This is a genomic window from Pseudomonas sp. PvP089 (genome assembly GCF_017875165.1).
GTDB classification, from domain to species: Bacteria; Pseudomonadota; Gammaproteobacteria; order Pseudomonadales; family Pseudomonadaceae; genus Aquipseudomonas; species Aquipseudomonas fortuita.
Genome location: NZ_JAGGME010000001.1, coordinates 5,488,235 through 5,505,530, shown reverse-complemented (window position 1 = coordinate 5,505,530; position 17,296 = coordinate 5,488,235). Strand labels below are relative to the sequence as shown.

Here is a 17,296-nt window from a genome sequence, read left to right as displayed (position 1 = left end):
TCGGTGGCATCGCCTCGCGCGATTTTTCAATCATTCCAAGGCAGGTCGTGTTGATGCTGCAGTACGGGCAAAAGAGCTTTCTGATCGTCGACGACTTTACCGACTTTCGCACGTCGACTCGTTCCATGTTGCGCGAGTTGGGCGTGCGCGACGTGGATACCGCCGACAGCGGCGAGCAGGCGCTGCGCATGTGCGCACAGAAGCGCTATGACTTCATCTTGCAGGACTTCCACCTGGGCGACGGCAAGAAGAACGGCCAACAGGTGCTCGAAGACCTGATCATCGACAAGCACATCAGCCATGAGTGCGTGTTCATCATGGTCACGGCCGAGAGCAGCCAGGCCATTGTCCTCAGCGCCATCGAGCACGAGCCCGATGCCTACCTGACCAAGCCGTTCAACCGCGTTGGCCTGGCCCAGCGCGTCGAGAAACTGTTCCAGCGCAAGACGCTGCTCAAGCCGATCCTGCAGGCACTGGACCGCAACCGCCCGGCCGAAGTGCTGGCTGCCTGTGCCGAACTGTGCAAGAAGGACCCGCGCCTGGCACCGCTGTGCCTGCGTTATCGGGCCGACGCCCTGCGCAACCTCAACCGCTTCGAGGAACTGGAAAAGTTCCTCAAGGCCATCCTGGCCAGCCGCCCGCAGCCTTGGGTGTATGCCGCGTTGGGCGCCCTGATGCACAAGCGTGGCCAGAATGCCCAGGCCCAGGGCGTGTACGAGCAGGCGCTCAAGGCGTTCCCGATCATGCCCGGCCTTTACGACGGCATGGCCGAAGTGCTGGTGGCTCAGGGCGATACCAGGCGCGCACAAAACCTGCTTGAAGAAGCCGTACGCCTCTCACCACTGTCGGTCCGTCGGCAGTCGACGCTGGGCAAGCTGGCGCTGGAAAACCAAGACTTCGAGAGCGCGTCGAAGGCGTTCCGCCATGCCGTGAATCAGGGGCAGAGCTCGCGCTACAAGGATGCTGAAAACAACCTTGGCCTGGTGCAGGCGCTGATGAGCAAGAACGCAGGCTTTGGCCTGGACGCCCGTACCCGGGTCGAAATCAACACCACGCTCAGCGAAGTGGCCAAGGAAAACCCCGAAGACCAAGGCTTGCAGGTGCGTGCGCGGATGATGAAGGCGGCCAGCCTGCAGCAGGCGGGCGACCCGGAAACAGCCGGCAAGCTGACCGAACAGGCGATCCAGCGCCTGGACAAGATGAACCAGTTCTTCTCGGTCGATGCGGCCCTGACCGTTGCCGCGCAGTTGCAGGCAATGGGGCAGGAAACCGCCGCCCTCGGTGTGCTGAAGAACTGTGTGGAAAGTTATGGCGATGACCCCAAGGTCATGGAAAAAGTCGGCAAGCTGACGGACGACCCCAGCGTGCTCAACGCCATTACCGAAGCGGTCACCCTCAATCGCCAGGGTGTGCGCAGTTACCAGGGAGGGCAGCTTGGCGAGGCGTTGCAACTGTTCCGCAAGGCGCTGGGTATGCAGCCGAAGAACATCAGCATCGCCCTTAACACCGCCCAGGCGCTGCTGCGCATTGGCGGTGAAAACCCTCAGCCCGCGATCATGCAGGAATGCCAGGACGCCTTGACCAGCGTGGCCGGTATCCCTGCCAGCGACAATCGCTATGACCGTTACCGCAAACTGCACATCCGAGTGTTCGGCGCATGAATCAAGACAATCAGGGGCTGGATTTTTCCACGGTGATCGCCTCCACCGTGCACGACCTCAAAAGCTCTTTGGCAGCGCTGATCCAGTCCCACAACCAGTGGGTGGAACGCTTGCCTGAAGAGCTGCGCGGTGGTGCCGAACAGGGGATCATGGAGCACGAGTTTCGTCACCTCAACGGCATGCTGGTGCAGTTGCTGGGGCTGTACAAACTGGGTGTGAACCAATTGCCGGTATGCCCGGACTATCACGAGCTGGATGACTTCATCGAAGCCCAGCTGGCGGCGCACCAGGAAGTACTGAAACACAACGACATCCTCGCCACCTGGCGCATCGACACCGACAACCCGCTGGGCTTTTTCGACCGCGAACTGGTGGCCTCGGTGATTGCCAACGTCATCACCAACGCCACCCGCTTTGCCGGGCACGCCTTGCTGATCACCATTGAAGAGGCCGACAACCAGCTGGCCATTTGCGTCAACGATGACGGCCCGGGTTACCCAAAGCACATGCTCGAGCGCCAGGAGGAGTACATCCAGGGCATTGACTCGACCAGCGGCAGTACTGGCCTGGGGCTGTATTTTGCGGCGCGCATTGCAGCGCTGCATGAAAGTGGCGGGGTGCGGGGGCGGATCGAGATTTCCAATGGCGGCGCGCTGGGTGGCGGGTTGTTCAGGTTGTTCCTGCCTTAGGATATGTGGCGTGCATACATCGAGCGCCGCCCGCGCGGCGCTCGATTTCACAGGCGCCACACCTCGCAAGGCATGAACCGCGTGCGCCCACCCCATTTTCCTGTCACGCTCTTCAAAGACCCAGGCTTTGCTTTAGAGCTCATCATGACCCAGACCCCACCTGCCCTCATCCGCGAAACCTTCCCCGTAGGCCCCCTGCAGTGCAACTGCACACTGATCGGCGACCCGCTGACCAAAAACGCCATCGTCGTCGACCCAGGTGGGGATGTGGACAAGATCCTCGCGCGCCTGCAGGCCCACGGCCTGACGCTGGTGAGCATCATCCACACCCACGCGCACTTCGACCATTTTCTTGCCTCGGGCAAATTGAAGGAGCTGACCGGCGCCACCTTGCACCTGCACAAGGACGACCAGGTACTGTGGGACAACCTGGAGATGCAATGCCAGATGTTCGGCGTTCCCTACACGCCGGTGCCGGCTCCCGATCGCTGGTTGGGCGATGACGAAGAACTGGCCTGCGGCTGTGGCGTGGCCTTGCATACGCCAGGGCATACCCCAGGCTCGATGAGCTTCTGGTTCGCCGACGCCAAGCTGTTGATTGCCGGCGATACCTTGTTCCGCCGTGGCATTGGCCGCACTGATTTGTGGGGGGGTGACCAGCGGGCTATCGTGCGTTCCATCAAGGAGCGGCTGTACCGGCTGGACGAGGAGGCTATCGTGGTGACCGGCCACGGGCCCGATACCCGACTGGGCGATGAGATGCGTGAAAACCCCTTTGTCCGTGCCTGAAGGCACATGAAGGCTCTTTCATGGAATTTTTCATTGCCGATGCAATCCAAGGCTGGCATAGATCCGCTTGTGATCTGCCGCATTTATGAATTTCAGTAGGAGCTTGTCCATGTTCACCATGCGTCGTCTGATTATCGTCGCAACTGCCGCGGCCCTGATGACCGGCTGCGCCGGCCAGAACCCTTATGACAACCAAGGTCAGGCGCAGGGCTCAACGGGGATGAGCAAGACTGCCAAATACGGCGGCCTGGGCGCGCTGGCTGGTGCCATCGCCGGTGCTGCCATCGACCACAACAACCGTGGCAAGGGTGCGCTGATCGGTGCCGCTGCGGTAGGTGCTGCAGCCGCAGGTTATGGCTACTATGCCGACAAGCAAGAGGCCGAGCTGCGCGCCCAGATGGCCAACACTGGGGTTGAAGTTCAACGCCAGGGCGACCAGATCAAACTGATCATGCCGGGCAACATCACCTTCGCTACCGACTCGGCCAACATTGCCCCAAGCTTCTACTCGCCGCTGAACAACCTGGCAGGCTCGTTCAAGCAGTTCAACCAGAACACCATCGAAGTGGTCGGCTTCACCGACAGCACTGGCAGCCGCCAGCACAACATGGACCTGTCCCAGCGCCGTGCGCAGGCGGTCAGCACCTACCTGACCTCGCAGGGTGTGGATGCTTCGCGTATCTCGGTGCGTGGCATGGGCCCGGACCAGCCGATCGCCAGCAACGCCGATGCCAATGGCCGTGCGCAGAACCGCCGGGTGGAAGTGAACCTGAAGCCGATTCCGGGTCAGCAATATGACCAGCAGCAAGGCCAGGTTCAGCAGTATCCCTGATTGACCCCCGGGGCCGCTTTGCGGCCCTATCGCGACGCAAGGCCGCTCCCACGGGCATTACACGATCCCTGTAGGAGCGGCCTTGTGCCGCGAATGGCTGCAAAGCAGCCCCAGCTTTTAGCGCGCTACGCTGGCCTGAATCGCCGTCAGGGCGATGGTATGCACGATATCGTCAACCTGAGCCCCGCGCGGCAAGTCGTTCACCGGTTTGCGCAACCCCTGCAGCATTGGCCCCAGGCTGACCCCGTCGGCACTGCGTTGCACTGCTTTGTGCGTAGTGTTGCCGGTATTGAGGTCGGGGAACACGAACACCGTGGCACGCCCTGCCACCGGGCTACCTGGCGCCAGCTCCCGTGCAATCGCCGGGTTGGCTGCCGCGTCATACTGCAGCGGCCCATCAATCAGCAGCTGCGGCGCTGCACCCTGTGCCAGGCGTGTCGCCTCGCGCACTTTCCCAACCTCTTCATCACTGGCCGAATCGCTTGAATAACTGATCATCGCCACCCGCGGCGCGATGCCGAAGGCCTGCGCCGATTCAGCACTCTGCCGGGCGATCTCGGCCAGTTCGCAAGCGCTCGGGTGAGGGTTCATCACGCAGTCGCCGTACACCAGCACCTGTTCGGGGAACAGCATGAAGAACACGGATGACACCAGGCTGGAGCCCGGCTCGGTCTTGATCAACTGCAAGGCCGGGCGGATGGTGTTGGCGGTGGAGTGCACCAGGCCCGAGACCAGGCCGTCCACCTCGTCCAGGGCCAGCATCATGGTGCCGATCACCACAGGGTCTTCCAGTTGCTGCTCGGCCATTGGCGCGTTGAGGTTCTTGCTCTTGCGCAGGGCGACCATCGGCTCCACGTAGCGCCCGCGAATCAGCTCGGGGTCGAGAATTTCCAGGCCAGGCGGCAGGGTAATGCCTTGCGCACGGGCTACGGCCTCGACATCTTCGGGCTTGGCCAGCAGAACGCAGCGGGCAATGCCGCGCGCCTGGCAGATAGCTGCGGCCTGCACCAGCAGCGGCTCGGCACCTTCTGGCAAGACAATGCGCTTGTTGGCCTGCTGCGCCCGCTGAATCAGCTGGTAGCGGAACACCGCTGGCGAGAGGCGCATTTCGCGCGGCGTACCGCAGCGTTGGTGCAACCAGGCTGCATCGAGGTGGCTGGCGACAAAGTCGGTGATGAACTCGGCGCGCTCGCGGTCGTCGACCGGGATTTCGCGGTTCAGCGAATTGAGCTGGTTGGCAGTGTCGTACGAGCCGGTGCTGACCGACAGGATCGGCAAGCCTGCCTGCAGCGCGCCGCGGCACAGGCCGAGGATACGCGCGTCGGGCTTGCTGTCGCTGGTTAGCAGCAGCCCGGCCAGTGGTACGCCATTGATTGCGGCCAGGCTGACGGCGAGGATGATGTCGTCGCGATCGCCCGGGGTGACCACCAGGGTACCCGACGTCAGCAGCGGCACCGTGTTGGCCACGGTGCGTGCGCAGATGATGATCTTGCTCATGCGCCGTTGCTCGTAGTCGCCGGGGTTGAGCACCTGGGCGCCGAGCAGATCGGCCACGTCGCGGGTGCGCGGGGCGTTCAGCTCTGGCTGGTAGGGGATGCAGCCGAGCAGGCGGAAGTCGTTGCCGCGTAGCAAGGGCGAGTGCTCGCGCAGACGGGTGGCAAAGTCCGCCATGCTTTCATCGGTGCGCACCTTGTTGAGGATTACTCCGAGTACCTTCGGGTCGCGTGGGCCGCCGAACAGCTGTGCCTGCAGTTCAACCCGGCCGGACAGTTCGCTGAGCACTTCGTTTTCCGGCGCCGACACCAGGATCACCTCGGCATCCAGGCTCTTGGCCAGGTGCAGGTTGACCCGCGCCGCGTAGCTTGCGTGGCGCGTGGGCACCATGCCCTCGACCACCACCACGTCATTGCCAACGCAGGCTTGCTGGTAGAGGCGGATGATTTCTTCGAGCAATTCGTCCAGCTGGCCGTCGCCAAGCATGCGCTCGACCTGGGCCAGGCTCAGAGGCACGGGTGGCTTGATGCCGTGGGTGCGCGCCACCAGTTCTGTCGAGCGCTCGGGGCCGGTGTCGCCCGGGTGGGGCTGGGCGATCGGCTTGAAAAAACCGACTTTCAGGCCGGCGCGCTCCAGGGTGCGCACCAGGCCCAGGCTAATGGAGGTCAGGCCGACACCAAAGTCGGTCGGCGCAATGAAAAATGTCTGCATGCGTGCTTCTCGAAATAAGCGGTGCAAGAAATTAACGGCCAAGGGTAGCGCTATCGGTCCCTTGTGCGCACCAGCCACAACTAAAAGGTTGGCCTATGCGCTGCGTACGTTGTGCCGGATCGAGCACCCAGGGGCGTGCCTGCCACGGCGGTTGGTGGCGCAGGTGCTGTGTGTGACCGCACGAAAGCTCGACCACCCAGTGGCCTTCTTCGTCCTGATGGAAGCCGGTCATCCGACTGATGGGCCGTTGCTCGTCCGCAGTGCGTTCGCAATCGGACGATGGCTTGGTTACACTTGTCCGCTCTACATACTTTTGCAAAAGGTCTTGCCCCATGCTGATCGCCGCCAACAAGGCTGTCTCCATCGACTATACCCTGACCAACGACGCCGGGGAGACCATCGACAGCTCCGCCGGTGGCGCGCCGCTGGTCTACCTGCACGGTGCCGGCAACATCATCCCGGGCCTGGAAAAAGCCCTGGAAGGCAAACAGGCCGGTGACGAGCTGAACGTTACCATCGAGCCGGAAGACGCCTACGGCGAATACCTGGCCGAGCTGGTCAGCACCCTGAACCGCAGCCTGTTCGAAGGCGTTGACGAGCTGGAAGTGGGCATGCAGTTCCACGCTTCGGCGCCGGACGGCCAGATGCAGATCGTGACCATCCGCGACCTCGACGGCGACGACGTCACCGTTGACGGCAACCACCCGCTGGCCGGCCAGCGCCTGACCTTCCAGGTCAAGGTAGTCGACGTGCGTGACGCCAGCGAAGAAGAAATCGCTCACCGCCACATCCACGGTGAGGGTGGCCATCACCACTGATTTTCTGCGCTAAGCTCAGAAAGTCGCCAGGCGCTCGGGCAAGCCGATTTGCCTTCCTACGGGAGGTGGACGGTTTGAACGGGCGCCTTTTTAGTGGGCGCAATTCGCCTGTGCGGCAACCGGGAACCTGAGAGGGGATTCGTCATGAGTGCATTTCACGACCTGAAACTGGAGGCGCTGAACGGCGGGGAGCTGTCCCTCGCACCGTTCAAGGGCCAAGTGGTGCTGGTGGTCAACGTTGCCTCCAAATGTGGTCTCACGCCGCAGTACAAGGCCCTGGAAAACCTCTACCAGGTTTACAAGGACAAGGGCTTCAACGTGCTTGGCCTGCCGTGCAACCAGTTTGCCGGCCAAGAGCCGGGCAGCGAAAAGGAAATCCAGGAATTCTGTAGCCTCAACTACGGGGTGAGCTTCCCGCTGGGCGGCAAGCTGGAGGTCAACGGGCCGCAACGCCATTCGTTGTACCGCCTGTTGGCGGGTGAGGGGGCCGAGTTCCCCGGTGATATCACCTGGAACTTCGAGAAGTTTCTGGTGGGCAAGGATGGGCGGGTGCTGGCGCGTTTTTCGCCGCGCACGGCGCCGGATGACCCGGCGGTGGTGCAGGCGATCGAGAAGGCGTTGGCCTGAAGAGTGCCTGTCGCGAAACGTTTGGCGCCTGTGACATCGAGCGCTGCCCGCGCGGCGCTCGATGTCACAGGCGCTGCAAAAATGGCGCAGAACGCCCAGCCGCAACACCTGGCTGCCTGCAAGCGTTGCACAGGTACCCCTCAAATTCTTCGACAATCGCCGGCCAACCCTGACGGCTGGCATGCTGGCGAGCATTAAGGCGCACCCGGCGCAACGTTTCCTCTTCCTCCAGCAGCCAGCAGGCCGCGTCGACAAACCCCGCCTGGTCCCCCGGCATCGCCAGCACGCCGCTGTGACCGTGGCGTATGTGCTGCGCTGCGGCTGCCTCGTCATAAGCAACCACCGCCAACCCCGAAGCCATGGCTTCGAGCACCACATTGCCGAAGGTTTCTGTCAGGCTCGGGAACAGAAACAGGTCACCGCTGGCGTAGTGCTCGGCCAGCACCTCACCGCGCTGGGCGCCGCAGAACATGGCATCCGGTATCTGCTGTTGGAGGGCGGCGCGCTGTGGCCCGTCACCCACCAGGATCAGGCGCAGGCGTTTCTGTGGATAAGTCTTCTGCAATGCTTCAACGCATGGGCGTAGTAGTCCGAGGTTTTTTTCCACTGCCAGCCGTCCGACATGCAACACGGCGATATCGTCCGGGCCCAGCCCCCAGCTTTCGCGCAACGCCTGGTTGCGCCGGGCGGGGTTGAACAGGCAGGCATCGACACCCCGGGCCAGCAGTTCCAGGCGCTCGAAACCACGGCGTTCCAGCTCCAGGCGCTGGCTGAGGCTGGGCACCAAGGTGATTGCCGTGCGGCGATGGAACCAGCGCAGGTAGTGGGTGAGCAGGCGCGCTAGCAAACCCAGCCCGTACTGACCGGAATACTGCGGGAAGTTGGTGTGGAAGCCGCTGACGACCGCGATTCCCAGGCGTTTGGCGGCGCGCAGGGCGCTGAGCCCCAGCGGCCCCTCGGTGGCGATGTACAGCACGTCCGGGCGCTGCCGCCGCCAGCGGCGTAGCAACGTGTGCATGGACACTTCGCCCCACTGCAAACCCGGGTAGCCGGGCAGTGCCCAGCCACGACACAGCATCAGATGCGGGTCGTTGTGCACAGGTGCTTCGCCGGCCTGGCGCGGGCGTACCACCTCGACCTCATGGCCGCGTTGACGCAGCCCTTCACCAAGGCGGCCAAGTGTGTTGGCCACGCCGTTGATTTCGGGTGGGAAGGTCTCGCTGACCAGGGTGATGCGCAGGGCGGCTGTATTCATGACAAAAAGTTTCCGCCTGCCGGGTTGCGCCAATTTGACGGTTATGTGACGTAGAGATGACGCCTGACCACTGACGCTTTTGCCTTCATGAATATTTCGTTGCCCGGTGCTCAAGAAGGTGCAACCGGCAGCCGATGAAGATGCATTCGATTAGATGATGCGCTCCAGGAGTGCGGTGATGTTCAACAGCAAGCTCAAGCAAGAAATCCGGCAGCTGCGCGAAGACCTGATGTCAGTGGAACAGGTCAAGAGCAGTCTCGACAGCGAGATGCTGGTACTTCAGCTCGACCCCCAGGGACGGATCGAGATGGTCAACGGTAATTTCGAGAGCGAAATGTTTTACCGTTCCGAACAATTGCTTGGACGCAACATCGAGGACATCGTCCCTTCCCATGTGAAGTCGCTGGATTTCTATCAACGCATGAAGAGCGCTATCAGCCGGGGCGAGCACCTTAATGGTGCCTTCCGCCTGCTGCGCGGCAACGGCCAGGAAGCCTGGCTGCGCTCGATTCTGCAGCCGGTCAAGAACGGCGAGGGGCGCATCAAGTATTTCACCCTGCATTCCAGCGACCTTACCCGCACTATCGAGGCATCCCGCGAGCATGAAAGCCTGATCAAGGCGCTGATGCGTTCTACCGCTGTCATCGAGTTTGACCTCGACGGCACCATCCTCACGGCCAACGAGCGTTTCCTGGCCACTGTCGGTTACCGCCTGGAGCAGATTCGCGGCAAGCATCACCGCATGTTCTGCGAGCCGGAGGAGGCCCACTCGGCCGGCTACCAGGCGTTCTGGGACAAGCTGCGCCGTGGTGAATATGTCGCCGAACGCTTCAAGCGTATCGATGCTCATGGCCGGGTGATCTGGCTGGAGGCTTCCTACAACCCGATCTTCGATGCCCACGACGTCCTGTACAAGGTGGTCAAGTTCGCCACTGTCATCACCGACCAGGTCAACCAGGAGCAGGCCGTGGCCCAGGCAGCAGATGTCGCCTACAGCACCTCGCTGGGTACCGATGTCAGCGCCCGCAAAGCCACCGAGGTGGTTACCCAGACCGTCAGCGTCATGCGTGGCCTGGAGGCCTCGATGCAAGAGGCGGCCGAGGGCATCCAGGCGCTGGACACCCAGTCGCGGGTGATCGGTTCGATCATCAAGACCATCAGCGACATTGCCGGGCAGACCAACCTGCTGGCCCTTAACGCGGCCATTGAAGCGGCCCGCGCGGGCGAGCAAGGGCGGGGCTTTGCCGTGGTTGCCGACGAAGTGCGCCAGCTGGCGTCGCGCACCAGTACCGCCACCGAGGAAATTGCCCGGGTGGTACAGCAGAACGAACAGCTGGCCCAGGCGGCAGTGGCGATCATCGACACCAGCAAGCGCCAGGCCGAGCAGGGGCTGGCGCTGGCTGACGAGACAGGTAGCGTGATTGTCGAGATCCAGGACGGGGCGAAACGGGTGGTGGATGTGGTGGGGCAGTTCTCCAGCCGGTTGGGGCAGTAAGCCCCAGGCCAGCTTGGTTCTTTTCTGTGAGCAGTCCACTTTGTGGGAGCGGGCTTGTCCCGCGAACACCGGCAAAGCCGGTGCCAGGCACCGCGTGCCCCCATTCGCGGGCGCTCCCACAGGGCACCTCAAAGGACCGAGCGATTTCCTGCAGAGAATCTCGCATGCGCTCCGGGATCAGTTGCGCTCCCGCACCCAGAACAACGTAGCCCCGGCCACCGCCGCCGGCATCATCAGCACGTTCACCCCCGGAATCATCAACGCCAGGTAGGTGATGCCGCCAAAGCCCAGCGACTGCCAGCGCTTGCTGCGCAGCCAGGCCAGCATGTCCTGCCAGCTCATCTTGTTGTTGTCCGCCGGGTAGTCGATGTACAGCAAAAGCCGGCTAATAGGTCTGGCAACCGCGTAAATCAAGGCCCTTTCCCAAGGATATGAGCGGGAAATGTATCAGCTAGGTGGATGTCCTGAGAAGTGGCAGAACGCTGCTTACATCACTTAACCTGCCCTTGGCTCAGGGCGATCAAGAGCCGTCCAACCTTGGATTGTCGTCAGGCGGCGGGGCGCTTCTAGAGGGGGGCAGCGGGAGGAGTCATTGCGTCACGACTGAACCGTTTTTTGTGATAGGGTTCGCGCCCGAAAAAAACTGCGCTGGGCGCCACGTTGCAGAAAAATACTGCAAACCACTTGGCACAAGGCCTACAGCGGATACCCACCATTCACTCACAAAGTACGCACAAGTTATCCACAGGCGCTAGCCTTGCAAAGCCGCAATGTACCGCATTATCTTGTATCCCAAGAAACGCGAAACCCCCATATGTAGGGGGTCGTTGAGGTAAGCCAGCGAGTGGGGCACGGTCTGTCGCCAAACTTCACGTACTCCACTCGCCCTCCCCGATACGCGCATTTCTAAGAACGCATGAATCTGGGCAGACGGCCATTAAGCCAACAGCGTGACCGTCACGTCAATACACTTTAAGTGTACGCCGTCACGCCCAGAGGACTGCATTGCCCTGCAAATCCTTAGGAGGCCTGACCCTCTATGCTTAGACGAACCAATCGCCGCTCGTCGGCTCCACGATATAAAACTGTTTTCGTTCATGCCTATCCACGATGGCGCTTCGGACGCTGGGAGCATGTCTGCCAGCATTATCGAAGTGTTCCTAGGCAGCTAGCCTTCGATTTCTAAAGGTGAAGGTCTTGCCGGTTGAAGGCCGTCGAGGCCTTCGTACCAAAATGTTTATCAGGTGAAATCACGGACGCAGCCCTTCGCTGAAGGCATGAGGCGGCGTCACATTCTGGCGTAACAATGCTTAGAGCTTGGCTGGTTAGGTGATAAAATCTTCCCATTGGCTGGTTGCATGATTAACCAATCAAGGTTAATCTCTCATCCAGATTGGTCATAGAACCGTCTAAGGGGAAGCATGGTATGTTTACAGAATTCGGAAAATTCCTCAGAAAAGCCAGGATAGATCGTGGGTTGCTGCTGAAGGATATGGCTGAAGGTCTCGGGGTTAGCTCTGCCTATTTGTCGGCTGTCGAGACCGGTAAAAAATCTGTATCGGATGAGCTTACCCGCAAAGTAGCCGGCTACCTCGGCATTCACGAGGGTTCGGCGGAGTTTATGGAGATCGAGGATGCAGCGCAGATCAGTAGAGGACAAATCGCTCTGGAGGTAAGGGATCTTTCTCAGAAGCATCAAGAGACGGCTTTAGCGTTCGCTAGGCAGTTTGGGGAAATGAAGTCGACGGAACTGGACAAGCTTCTTGCGTTGCTGCAGAAGCCTAAGAAGTAGGAGACGACTCGATGAGCGGCCCTTCATGTGAAGTGCCACCTCGTAGCCAAGACAATGTTTTCGGGGTGGCGATGGCGGTAAGGCGCGAACTGGGAATCCAGAGCGACGCTTTCCCCATTGCGGAAGTCTTGGAATTTGTGATGCCACAAGCGTTTCCAGGGTACGCCCTGGAGGTGGCAGAGAAACATGAAATGGGTCTCAATCATGGCCTCACTATCCCAGCGGAAAACGTGATTCGTTTTCGATCAGATGTGTATGAAGGGATAGTGGAGGGCAGGGGGCGGGATCGTTTTACAGCGGCACACGAGCTAGGCCACTGGCTCATGCATCGCAACGTGCCAATCCGGTTTCATAGATCGGAACAGGGGAAATTGGCTGCCTACAAGGATAGCGAATGGCAAGCTAACCGGTTCGCTGGGGCGCTACTCATGCCAAGCGAAAAAATGATCACCTGCCAATGCCTCGACGAGGTAGTGCAGAGATTTCGCGTATCACGGGATGCCGCCGTGGTACACAACAAGATCCTTGCTAGCAAGGGTCTCATGAAAATTTTGGGCTAATGCGGAGCTGCAACTCCAATCAGCCCTGCGAGTTTAGGGGGAGGAACTCGCACTTGCGGACGTCAATCTGCGAACGGAAGGTTAGTCATTTCTCTGCAGAATGCAAGAAAAAAATCCCCTCCCCTGAGGAGGTGAACATGGCTTATGCCCAAAAAACCGGCCCCTAAAGGGTTCCGCTGGGTTTGCTGCCGCTACCGTCGAGTGAAGAACTCGGATCGCGTACTGGACGCCCACGAGTACGGTCACGAAGCATGGTGCTTCCTGGTCCGCGCTTAACAGCGAGCCTTTGCAATACCCCATCCTCGGACTAACCGGGGATGGGCTAGACGTAGGGCTTTAGTCGATTCACCATCTTTGGAGAAAACTATATGAGCAAAGCCAATAAGCGTGGTCGGGATTCGGGCAGTGGTCGCTTCATTACAATTGAAGAAGCGAAGCGCCGGCCAAAAACCACTACCGTTGAAACAGTAAAGCCACCGCCCAAGAAAAAATGATATTGTAGGGAGAGGGTAGTGCCGTTACTTGTCCCTCCTTCTTACCTATCGTGCATTTGCTCCCTAAGGATTACGGGCAGATTGTGCTGTTCGAGAGAACGTGTGCCGAGGTTAAGGAGCAATCCCATACCAAGAGGCTGCCAGTGGCTCTGATTTCAAAATATGGTGGGCGAGGTTCATCCGCTAAGATCGAAGTCGTTGCAATGCCTGGGCGATAGCTTCTGCATTCGAATCCAGCGCTTGGAGGGCTATCATGGTGTTCTGATAGCTGTTCTCGGAGCCTCTTTGCTTTACCCATAATGCGAGCTCCTCGGTGGAGGCGCGTATCGCCTGCTGATTCATCCATAGCAACTCAAGGGCATCCGCGATGGTAGCGGCTTTATCTTCCATTTGGTTGTCTCCCGCAGAGGGTTTTGTAGTTAGCCATTCGCAATACGGTCTCATACCCGTGCCGACTCATGGAGCAGAGAAATCACTGTTCGTTGAAAGATAAGCCAAGGCGATTCATCAGGCGTGACACGGTCATAGGCTGGAAGCTGCTCCCCTTGGCTGTAGTTACGCCTTTCGAGTTTAGGCACTGGGCGATAGCTGCAAGCGACATGCACCCGTCATACAAGCACGCCTTGATGTGGTGAGCGATAGCGTCGGCGCGATTGTCTGCATTCTCTTTCTTAGCCTTTATAGCGGCGCCGTTGCCCACTGCCCACGCCTTGGCACGGCCAGCATCCCGGCGCGCCACCTTCTCTTGCGCTTCAGCATTACCACTGGCGGCGAGCTTCTTCAGTTCGGCCAATCCAGCCTTTGTGCGAGCACGGATTTTCAGTAGCTCTTCTTCAGCAAGTAGGGATTTGATATTCCGCAGAAGCCCACTGCTATGAACGTCCTCTGCCTCAATGAAAATGTACTTCTTCTGCAAGGTGACGAAGTGGGCGTGGTCGCGTGTAAGCCGGTCTACCCGATGCACGACAACTGGGCAGTCCAGCCCTTTCGCCATTGCGAGAGCGAGGCGGCATTGTGGACGGTCTTGAGGGTCAATGGCACCTGAAACGCCTTCATCAGTGAACTGCGCGACGATCTCCCAGCCGTGTGCATCTGCTGCGATCTTGATGGCTGCGAACTGGCCGCCTACCGACAAGCACTGATCGTCTGTACTCATCCTTGCGTAGGCCACTACTTGCATCATTTTCTCGCCTCATATTCTGGTTGGGGTGATCATAACATATTGCAGACGAACATCAGAGAAGTGTTAAATTTGATGTTTTTCACCGGTGGTCAGCTTCATAGTCGTAGGGGCGTCTTGTTCTGCCTAAAGGAAAGACACAGCAATGATGTTGAAGGGGGTGTGACTACGTGCTGGAAAGGCACGAAGGTAAAACTGTACGCGGAGTCTGACGGCGTAGACAACTGCATGAGGTTCGAAGTAACGTAGAGAGTTTCCACCCATCTACCCCGAAGGGTTTCTCTGTGATCAAAGCATTTCTGTCCCACGCATGGATTAACAAGGAATTTGTTCGAGCTGTTGCGAATGACCTTGGTAGGCAATTTTGCAAGTTTGATGAGTATTCATTTGACAGTGCTGAGACTTTCAAGAGATCCATTGAGGAGCACTTGGATGAATCTTCAGTGTTCGTTTTTTTTGCATCTGAAGTTGCTTTGGGGCGGCCTTGGGTGGATTTTGAACTTGAAGAGGCCTGGTATAAAAAGCTTGAGGGTAAGTTGAGTAGGGCAATTGTATTTATTCTCGATTCAAATATAGATCCCGTTCAGTTGCCAAAGTGGCTTAATCGTGCAAAAATAACTCGCGTTGCCTCGCCTAAGTTAGTCGCGAGGGAGATTCGCTATCATATAGATTCCTTAATAAGGGCGGCTCAGCATCCTTATTTTGAAGGTCGCTCTAGTGATATTGAAAAATTTGAGGCTCTCCTAACGCCGATCGGTTCTCCTCCACCCCGTAGCGTGGCGATATACGGGCTGCCAAAAATTGGCAAGAAAACTTTTATTGAAAAAGTCTCGAAGTTGGCGCTAACTTTCAATCGCGTGCTGCCAATTATGGTTTCTCAGGGGGATAACTTAAAGGATCTTGCGATAAAAGTAGCTGATCAGCTTGAGCCATATTCTACTAAGGCGGGATTTGAGCATATTGTTAAAAGTATAAATGCTCAAGATGGTGAGGAGTTGGTTCGTCGCATAATATCGGCTTTCGAAACTTCTATCTCAAATAAAGAGTTGCCCTTGCTGGTTGATGTAGGAGGGCTATTTAATTCTGATGGGTTTATGCATGGTTTTGTCGAGGCGGTTGTTGCAGCGTCGGCAAACAATGGTAATTACTTATTCATAATTTCTAATCGTAAGCCAGCTAATCATATTCCCAGTTTAGCCTTGCGGCCTCTGACAAAAGAGCATACCAAAAGGCTAATTGCTAAGATCTCTGGTGATTCAGGCTTGACTTTGAGTCCTGAAGCAGTAAGTGAGCTTGCTGATTATGTCAATGGTTATCCTCCGTCGGCTTATTATGCGGTAGAGCTGATTAAAGGATATGGTGTTGATGTTGTCTTGGCTGATAAAGAACGGCTAGTCAATTTCAAGGCTGCTGTATTTATTAAGTTTTTAACGGAGCAGGTTCTCAGTGAGAGTCAGATCAACGTACTTGCAGTGTTGGCTACCTATAGCCCGATTCCTTTGCTCGTAATCGCTGAAGCGCTTGGAGTAGAACCTTCCGTCGTGGCTGGAGAGGTTTCTGTATTGATTGATAAGTCATTGGTTGTGCCGACCGAGTCAGGAATGTACGCCATCTCTGATCCACTAACGGACTCCGTATCGACCGCACTACGTCCTCAGATAAAAATAGATCACTCCGTAGTTCGGGACAGTTTGAAATCGGTAATGGACGCTGAAGATGCGGAGCTGCCTCGTCTTGACTTGTGTCGTTTGTATTTCAGAGCATGTGTCCGAAGCGGCTCTAGCAATACAGATGGCTTTCATATGGTGAACGATTTAATAAGCTTGACAGAAGATTATTATCATCGCCGTGATTTTAAAATGTCGATTCGGTGCGCTACATTGGCGCTTCAAGAACGCCCTAATAATGAAGTGGCTCGTGACATGCTTATAAGGGCGTTGATTCAGGATGAGGCATGGGACGCTGCCATCGCAGAAATAGCTAAGCATCGAGCTTATGCTCCTGTGCGGGATATATTTTTTTTAGAGGGTTTTTTGTTCCGCAAGCAAGGAAAGCTTGATTCTGCCATAGCCGCTTTTGAAAATGCGATGAAAAGTGGTCGGAAAGGTGTGACCATTAATCGAGAGCTAGCTACTTGCTATTATCTGTCAGATGAATTTGCTAAGGCTAAACACCATGTTGAAGAGGCTTTAAGTAAATCTGACAATCAATTTATAATTGATTTGTCGGTTCAAATAGCAACTCGTGAGGGGAATGAGGAGTCTGCGAGGAAGGGGTTGGAGAAGCTGAGAGCAGTTGATAAAGAAGGCTTCTTCAAACATAGATTGTCTACAGTAGAGCTCAAGTTTGGTCTAGTAGCTGATGCATTGAAGGCAGCACAAGAAGCTATTGCGTCGCTTGATGGCGAGCGTCCTCCCTTTAATGTTCTGTCTCAGCTAGCTACTTGCCTTATACGCGATTCGAAAATTATGGAGGCTGAGCAAGTCATACAGCGTATGGCCAAGCTTTACGCCCATACAAAAATTGATATACGCCTGGGGTTAGAGTGTCGCTTGGAAATCGAGCGTAGTCGTTATGCAAGGGCCCTTGCCATTCTTGAAAATATTAAAGACCCTCATCGGGTGGTCTATATGTCGATGCGGCGTGATGCGTTAGCCGGGGAACTAAAGTACAGCGTGCTTGATGATCAAAAGCGTATTTCGTATGAGGCGCAACTCAAGGCGCTAGAGGGAGAGTTGGCTGCTAAAGATGTAAATAGCTTTTGGTTCGCTTTGATTCGGTGACCTATGGCACGTAGGTGACTTTTAGTGGGCGCTTCCTAGCGGCGCCCACGCTTTCAGTGCTTAGCTGTTATAACTATTCCGTTAGTACTTTGAATCGTTCCCTGCGAAGGCTCCCA

16 protein-coding genes and 1 pseudogene are annotated in these 17,296 nt (G+C 57.7%); 11 read left to right on the top strand and 6 right to left on the bottom strand.

Annotated elements, in window-relative coordinates:
• Window positions 1-53: 53 nt before the first annotated feature.
• The 4 genes from J3A71_RS25040 to J3A71_RS25025 all read left to right on the top strand — a co-directional run bounded on the left by J3A71_RS25040 (window position 54) and on the right by J3A71_RS25025 (window position 3,971).
• A complete protein-coding gene (locus J3A71_RS25040) occupies window positions 54-1,661 on the top strand; it encodes a tetratricopeptide repeat-containing response regulator (RefSeq protein ID WP_016484901.1) in 1,608 nt (535 codons plus the stop codon).
• Window positions 1,658-2,350 (top strand): HAMP domain-containing sensor histidine kinase, encoded by a 693-nt coding sequence (locus J3A71_RS25035; RefSeq protein WP_016484902.1) that lies wholly within the window; start codon window positions 1,658-1,660, stop codon window positions 2,348-2,350. Before J3A71_RS25040 ends, J3A71_RS25035 begins: the two co-directional genes overlap by 4 nt.
• Window positions 2,351-2,494: 144 nt before the next feature.
• On the top strand, window positions 2,495-3,139 hold the full coding sequence (locus J3A71_RS25030; RefSeq protein WP_024717664.1) for an MBL fold metallo-hydrolase: 645 nt from the start codon (window positions 2,495-2,497) through the stop codon (window positions 3,137-3,139).
• A gap of 109 nt (window positions 3,140-3,248) precedes the next feature.
• On the top strand, window positions 3,249-3,971 hold the full coding sequence (locus tag J3A71_RS25025; RefSeq protein WP_016501466.1) for an OmpA family protein: 723 nt from the start codon (window positions 3,249-3,251) through the stop codon (window positions 3,969-3,971).
• Between the two features lie 117 nt (window positions 3,972-4,088).
• Here J3A71_RS25025 and pta read toward each other — a convergent pair whose 3' ends face one another.
• On the bottom strand, window positions 4,089-6,176 hold the full coding sequence (pta, locus tag J3A71_RS25020; RefSeq protein ID WP_016484905.1) for a phosphate acetyltransferase: 2,088 nt from the start codon (window positions 6,174-6,176) through the stop codon (window positions 4,089-4,091).
• 31 nt (window positions 6,177-6,207) lie between these two features.
• Window positions 6,208-6,510: a DUF3565 domain-containing protein gene (locus tag J3A71_RS25015; protein ID WP_102667832.1), complete on the bottom strand. Its 303-nt coding sequence runs from the start codon at window positions 6,508-6,510 to the stop codon at window positions 6,208-6,210.
• Between J3A71_RS25015 and J3A71_RS25010 the strand changes: the two genes are divergently transcribed.
• Complete coding sequence (locus J3A71_RS25010; protein WP_016484906.1) at window positions 6,509-6,994, top strand: peptidylprolyl isomerase; 486 nt, start codon at window positions 6,509-6,511, stop codon at window positions 6,992-6,994. The genes J3A71_RS25015 and J3A71_RS25010 overlap by 2 nt on opposite strands.
• Before the next feature lie 144 nt (window positions 6,995-7,138).
• Window positions 7,139-7,621 (top strand): glutathione peroxidase, encoded by a 483-nt coding sequence (locus tag J3A71_RS25005; protein WP_016484907.1) that lies wholly within the window; start codon window positions 7,139-7,141, stop codon window positions 7,619-7,621.
• 64 nt (window positions 7,622-7,685) lie between these two features.
• Here the strand turns inward: J3A71_RS25005 and J3A71_RS25000 are convergent, their stop codons facing one another.
• Window positions 7,686-8,876, bottom strand: coding sequence for a glycosyltransferase family 1 protein (locus J3A71_RS25000; protein WP_016484908.1), 1,191 nt, complete (start codon window positions 8,874-8,876; stop codon window positions 7,686-7,688).
• Window positions 8,877-9,054: 178 nt separating this feature from the next.
• Between J3A71_RS25000 and J3A71_RS24995 the strand changes: the two genes are divergently transcribed.
• Window positions 9,055-10,371 (top strand): PAS domain-containing methyl-accepting chemotaxis protein, encoded by a 1,317-nt coding sequence (locus J3A71_RS24995; protein ID WP_016484909.1) that lies wholly within the window; start codon window positions 9,055-9,057, stop codon window positions 10,369-10,371.
• Between the two features lie 177 nt (window positions 10,372-10,548).
• On the opposite strand, the pseudogene J3A71_RS24990 reads toward J3A71_RS24995, so the two are convergent.
• Window positions 10,549-10,743, bottom strand: a pseudogene (locus J3A71_RS24990) (EI24 domain-containing protein); the annotation flags it as partial.
• Between the two features lie 1,054 nt (window positions 10,744-11,797).
• On the opposite strand from J3A71_RS24990, the gene J3A71_RS24985 reads away from it, so the two are divergent.
• The 3 genes from J3A71_RS24985 to J3A71_RS31720 all read left to right on the top strand — a co-directional run bounded on the left by J3A71_RS24985 (window position 11,798) and on the right by J3A71_RS31720 (window position 13,217).
• Entirely contained in the window at window positions 11,798-12,163 is a 366-nt protein-coding gene (locus tag J3A71_RS24985; RefSeq protein WP_209953464.1) for a helix-turn-helix domain-containing protein, read from the top strand.
• 11 nt (window positions 12,164-12,174) lie between these two features.
• Window positions 12,175-12,723: an ImmA/IrrE family metallo-endopeptidase gene (locus tag J3A71_RS24980; RefSeq protein ID WP_209953462.1), complete on the top strand. Its 549-nt coding sequence runs from the start codon at window positions 12,175-12,177 to the stop codon at window positions 12,721-12,723.
• A 368-nt stretch (window positions 12,724-13,091) separates the two neighbouring features.
• Window positions 13,092-13,217, top strand: coding sequence for a hypothetical protein (locus J3A71_RS31720; protein ID WP_279923174.1), 126 nt, complete (start codon window positions 13,092-13,094; stop codon window positions 13,215-13,217).
• Between the two features lie 183 nt (window positions 13,218-13,400).
• Here the strand turns inward: J3A71_RS31720 and J3A71_RS24975 are convergent, their stop codons facing one another.
• Window positions 13,401-13,607: a hypothetical protein gene (locus J3A71_RS24975; protein WP_209953460.1), complete on the bottom strand. Its 207-nt coding sequence runs from the start codon at window positions 13,605-13,607 to the stop codon at window positions 13,401-13,403.
• Window positions 13,608-13,689: 82 nt separating this feature from the next.
• Window positions 13,690-14,400, bottom strand: coding sequence for a recombinase family protein (locus tag J3A71_RS24970; RefSeq protein WP_209953458.1), 711 nt, complete (start codon window positions 14,398-14,400; stop codon window positions 13,690-13,692).
• 281 nt (window positions 14,401-14,681) lie between these two features.
• On the opposite strand from J3A71_RS24970, the gene J3A71_RS24965 reads away from it, so the two are divergent.
• Window positions 14,682-17,180 (top strand): toll/interleukin-1 receptor domain-containing protein, encoded by a 2,499-nt coding sequence (locus J3A71_RS24965; RefSeq protein WP_209953456.1) that lies wholly within the window; start codon window positions 14,682-14,684, stop codon window positions 17,178-17,180.
• The last annotated feature ends 116 nt before the right edge of the window (window positions 17,181-17,296 follow it).

What these genes read in the sequence shown, in the direction of transcription:
- J3A71_RS25040 (WP_016484901.1), top strand. Translation starts at nt 54, where the DNA reads ATGCTGCAGTACGGGCAAAAGAGCTTTCTGATCGTCGACGACTTTACC.
- J3A71_RS25035 (WP_016484902.1), top strand. Translation starts at nt 1,658, where the DNA reads ATGAATCAAGACAATCAGGGGCTGGATTTTTCCACGGTGATCGCCTCC.
- J3A71_RS25030 (WP_024717664.1), top strand. Translation starts at nt 2,495, where the DNA reads ATGACCCAGACCCCACCTGCCCTCATCCGCGAAACCTTCCCCGTAGGC.
- J3A71_RS25025 (WP_016501466.1), top strand. Translation starts at nt 3,249, where the DNA reads ATGTTCACCATGCGTCGTCTGATTATCGTCGCAACTGCCGCGGCCCTG.
- pta (WP_016484905.1), bottom strand. Translation starts at nt 6,176, where the DNA reads ATGCAGACATTTTTCATTGCGCCGACCGACTTTGGTGTCGGCCTGACC.
- J3A71_RS25010 (WP_016484906.1), top strand. Translation starts at nt 6,509, where the DNA reads ATGCTGATCGCCGCCAACAAGGCTGTCTCCATCGACTATACCCTGACC.
- J3A71_RS25015 (WP_102667832.1), bottom strand. Translation starts at nt 6,510, where the DNA reads ATGGGGCAAGACCTTTTGCAAAAGTATGTAGAGCGGACAAGTGTAACC.
- J3A71_RS25005 (WP_016484907.1), top strand. Translation starts at nt 7,139, where the DNA reads ATGAGTGCATTTCACGACCTGAAACTGGAGGCGCTGAACGGCGGGGAG.
- J3A71_RS25000 (WP_016484908.1), bottom strand. Translation starts at nt 8,876, where the DNA reads ATGAATACAGCCGCCCTGCGCATCACCCTGGTCAGCGAGACCTTCCCA.
- J3A71_RS24995 (WP_016484909.1), top strand. Translation starts at nt 9,055, where the DNA reads ATGTTCAACAGCAAGCTCAAGCAAGAAATCCGGCAGCTGCGCGAAGAC.
- J3A71_RS24985 (WP_209953464.1), top strand. Translation starts at nt 11,798, where the DNA reads ATGTTTACAGAATTCGGAAAATTCCTCAGAAAAGCCAGGATAGATCGT.
- J3A71_RS24980 (WP_209953462.1), top strand. Translation starts at nt 12,175, where the DNA reads ATGAGCGGCCCTTCATGTGAAGTGCCACCTCGTAGCCAAGACAATGTT.
- J3A71_RS31720 (WP_279923174.1), top strand. Translation starts at nt 13,092, where the DNA reads ATGAGCAAAGCCAATAAGCGTGGTCGGGATTCGGGCAGTGGTCGCTTC.
- J3A71_RS24975 (WP_209953460.1), bottom strand. Translation starts at nt 13,607, where the DNA reads ATGGAAGATAAAGCCGCTACCATCGCGGATGCCCTTGAGTTGCTATGG.
- J3A71_RS24970 (WP_209953458.1), bottom strand. Translation starts at nt 14,400, where the DNA reads ATGATGCAAGTAGTGGCCTACGCAAGGATGAGTACAGACGATCAGTGC.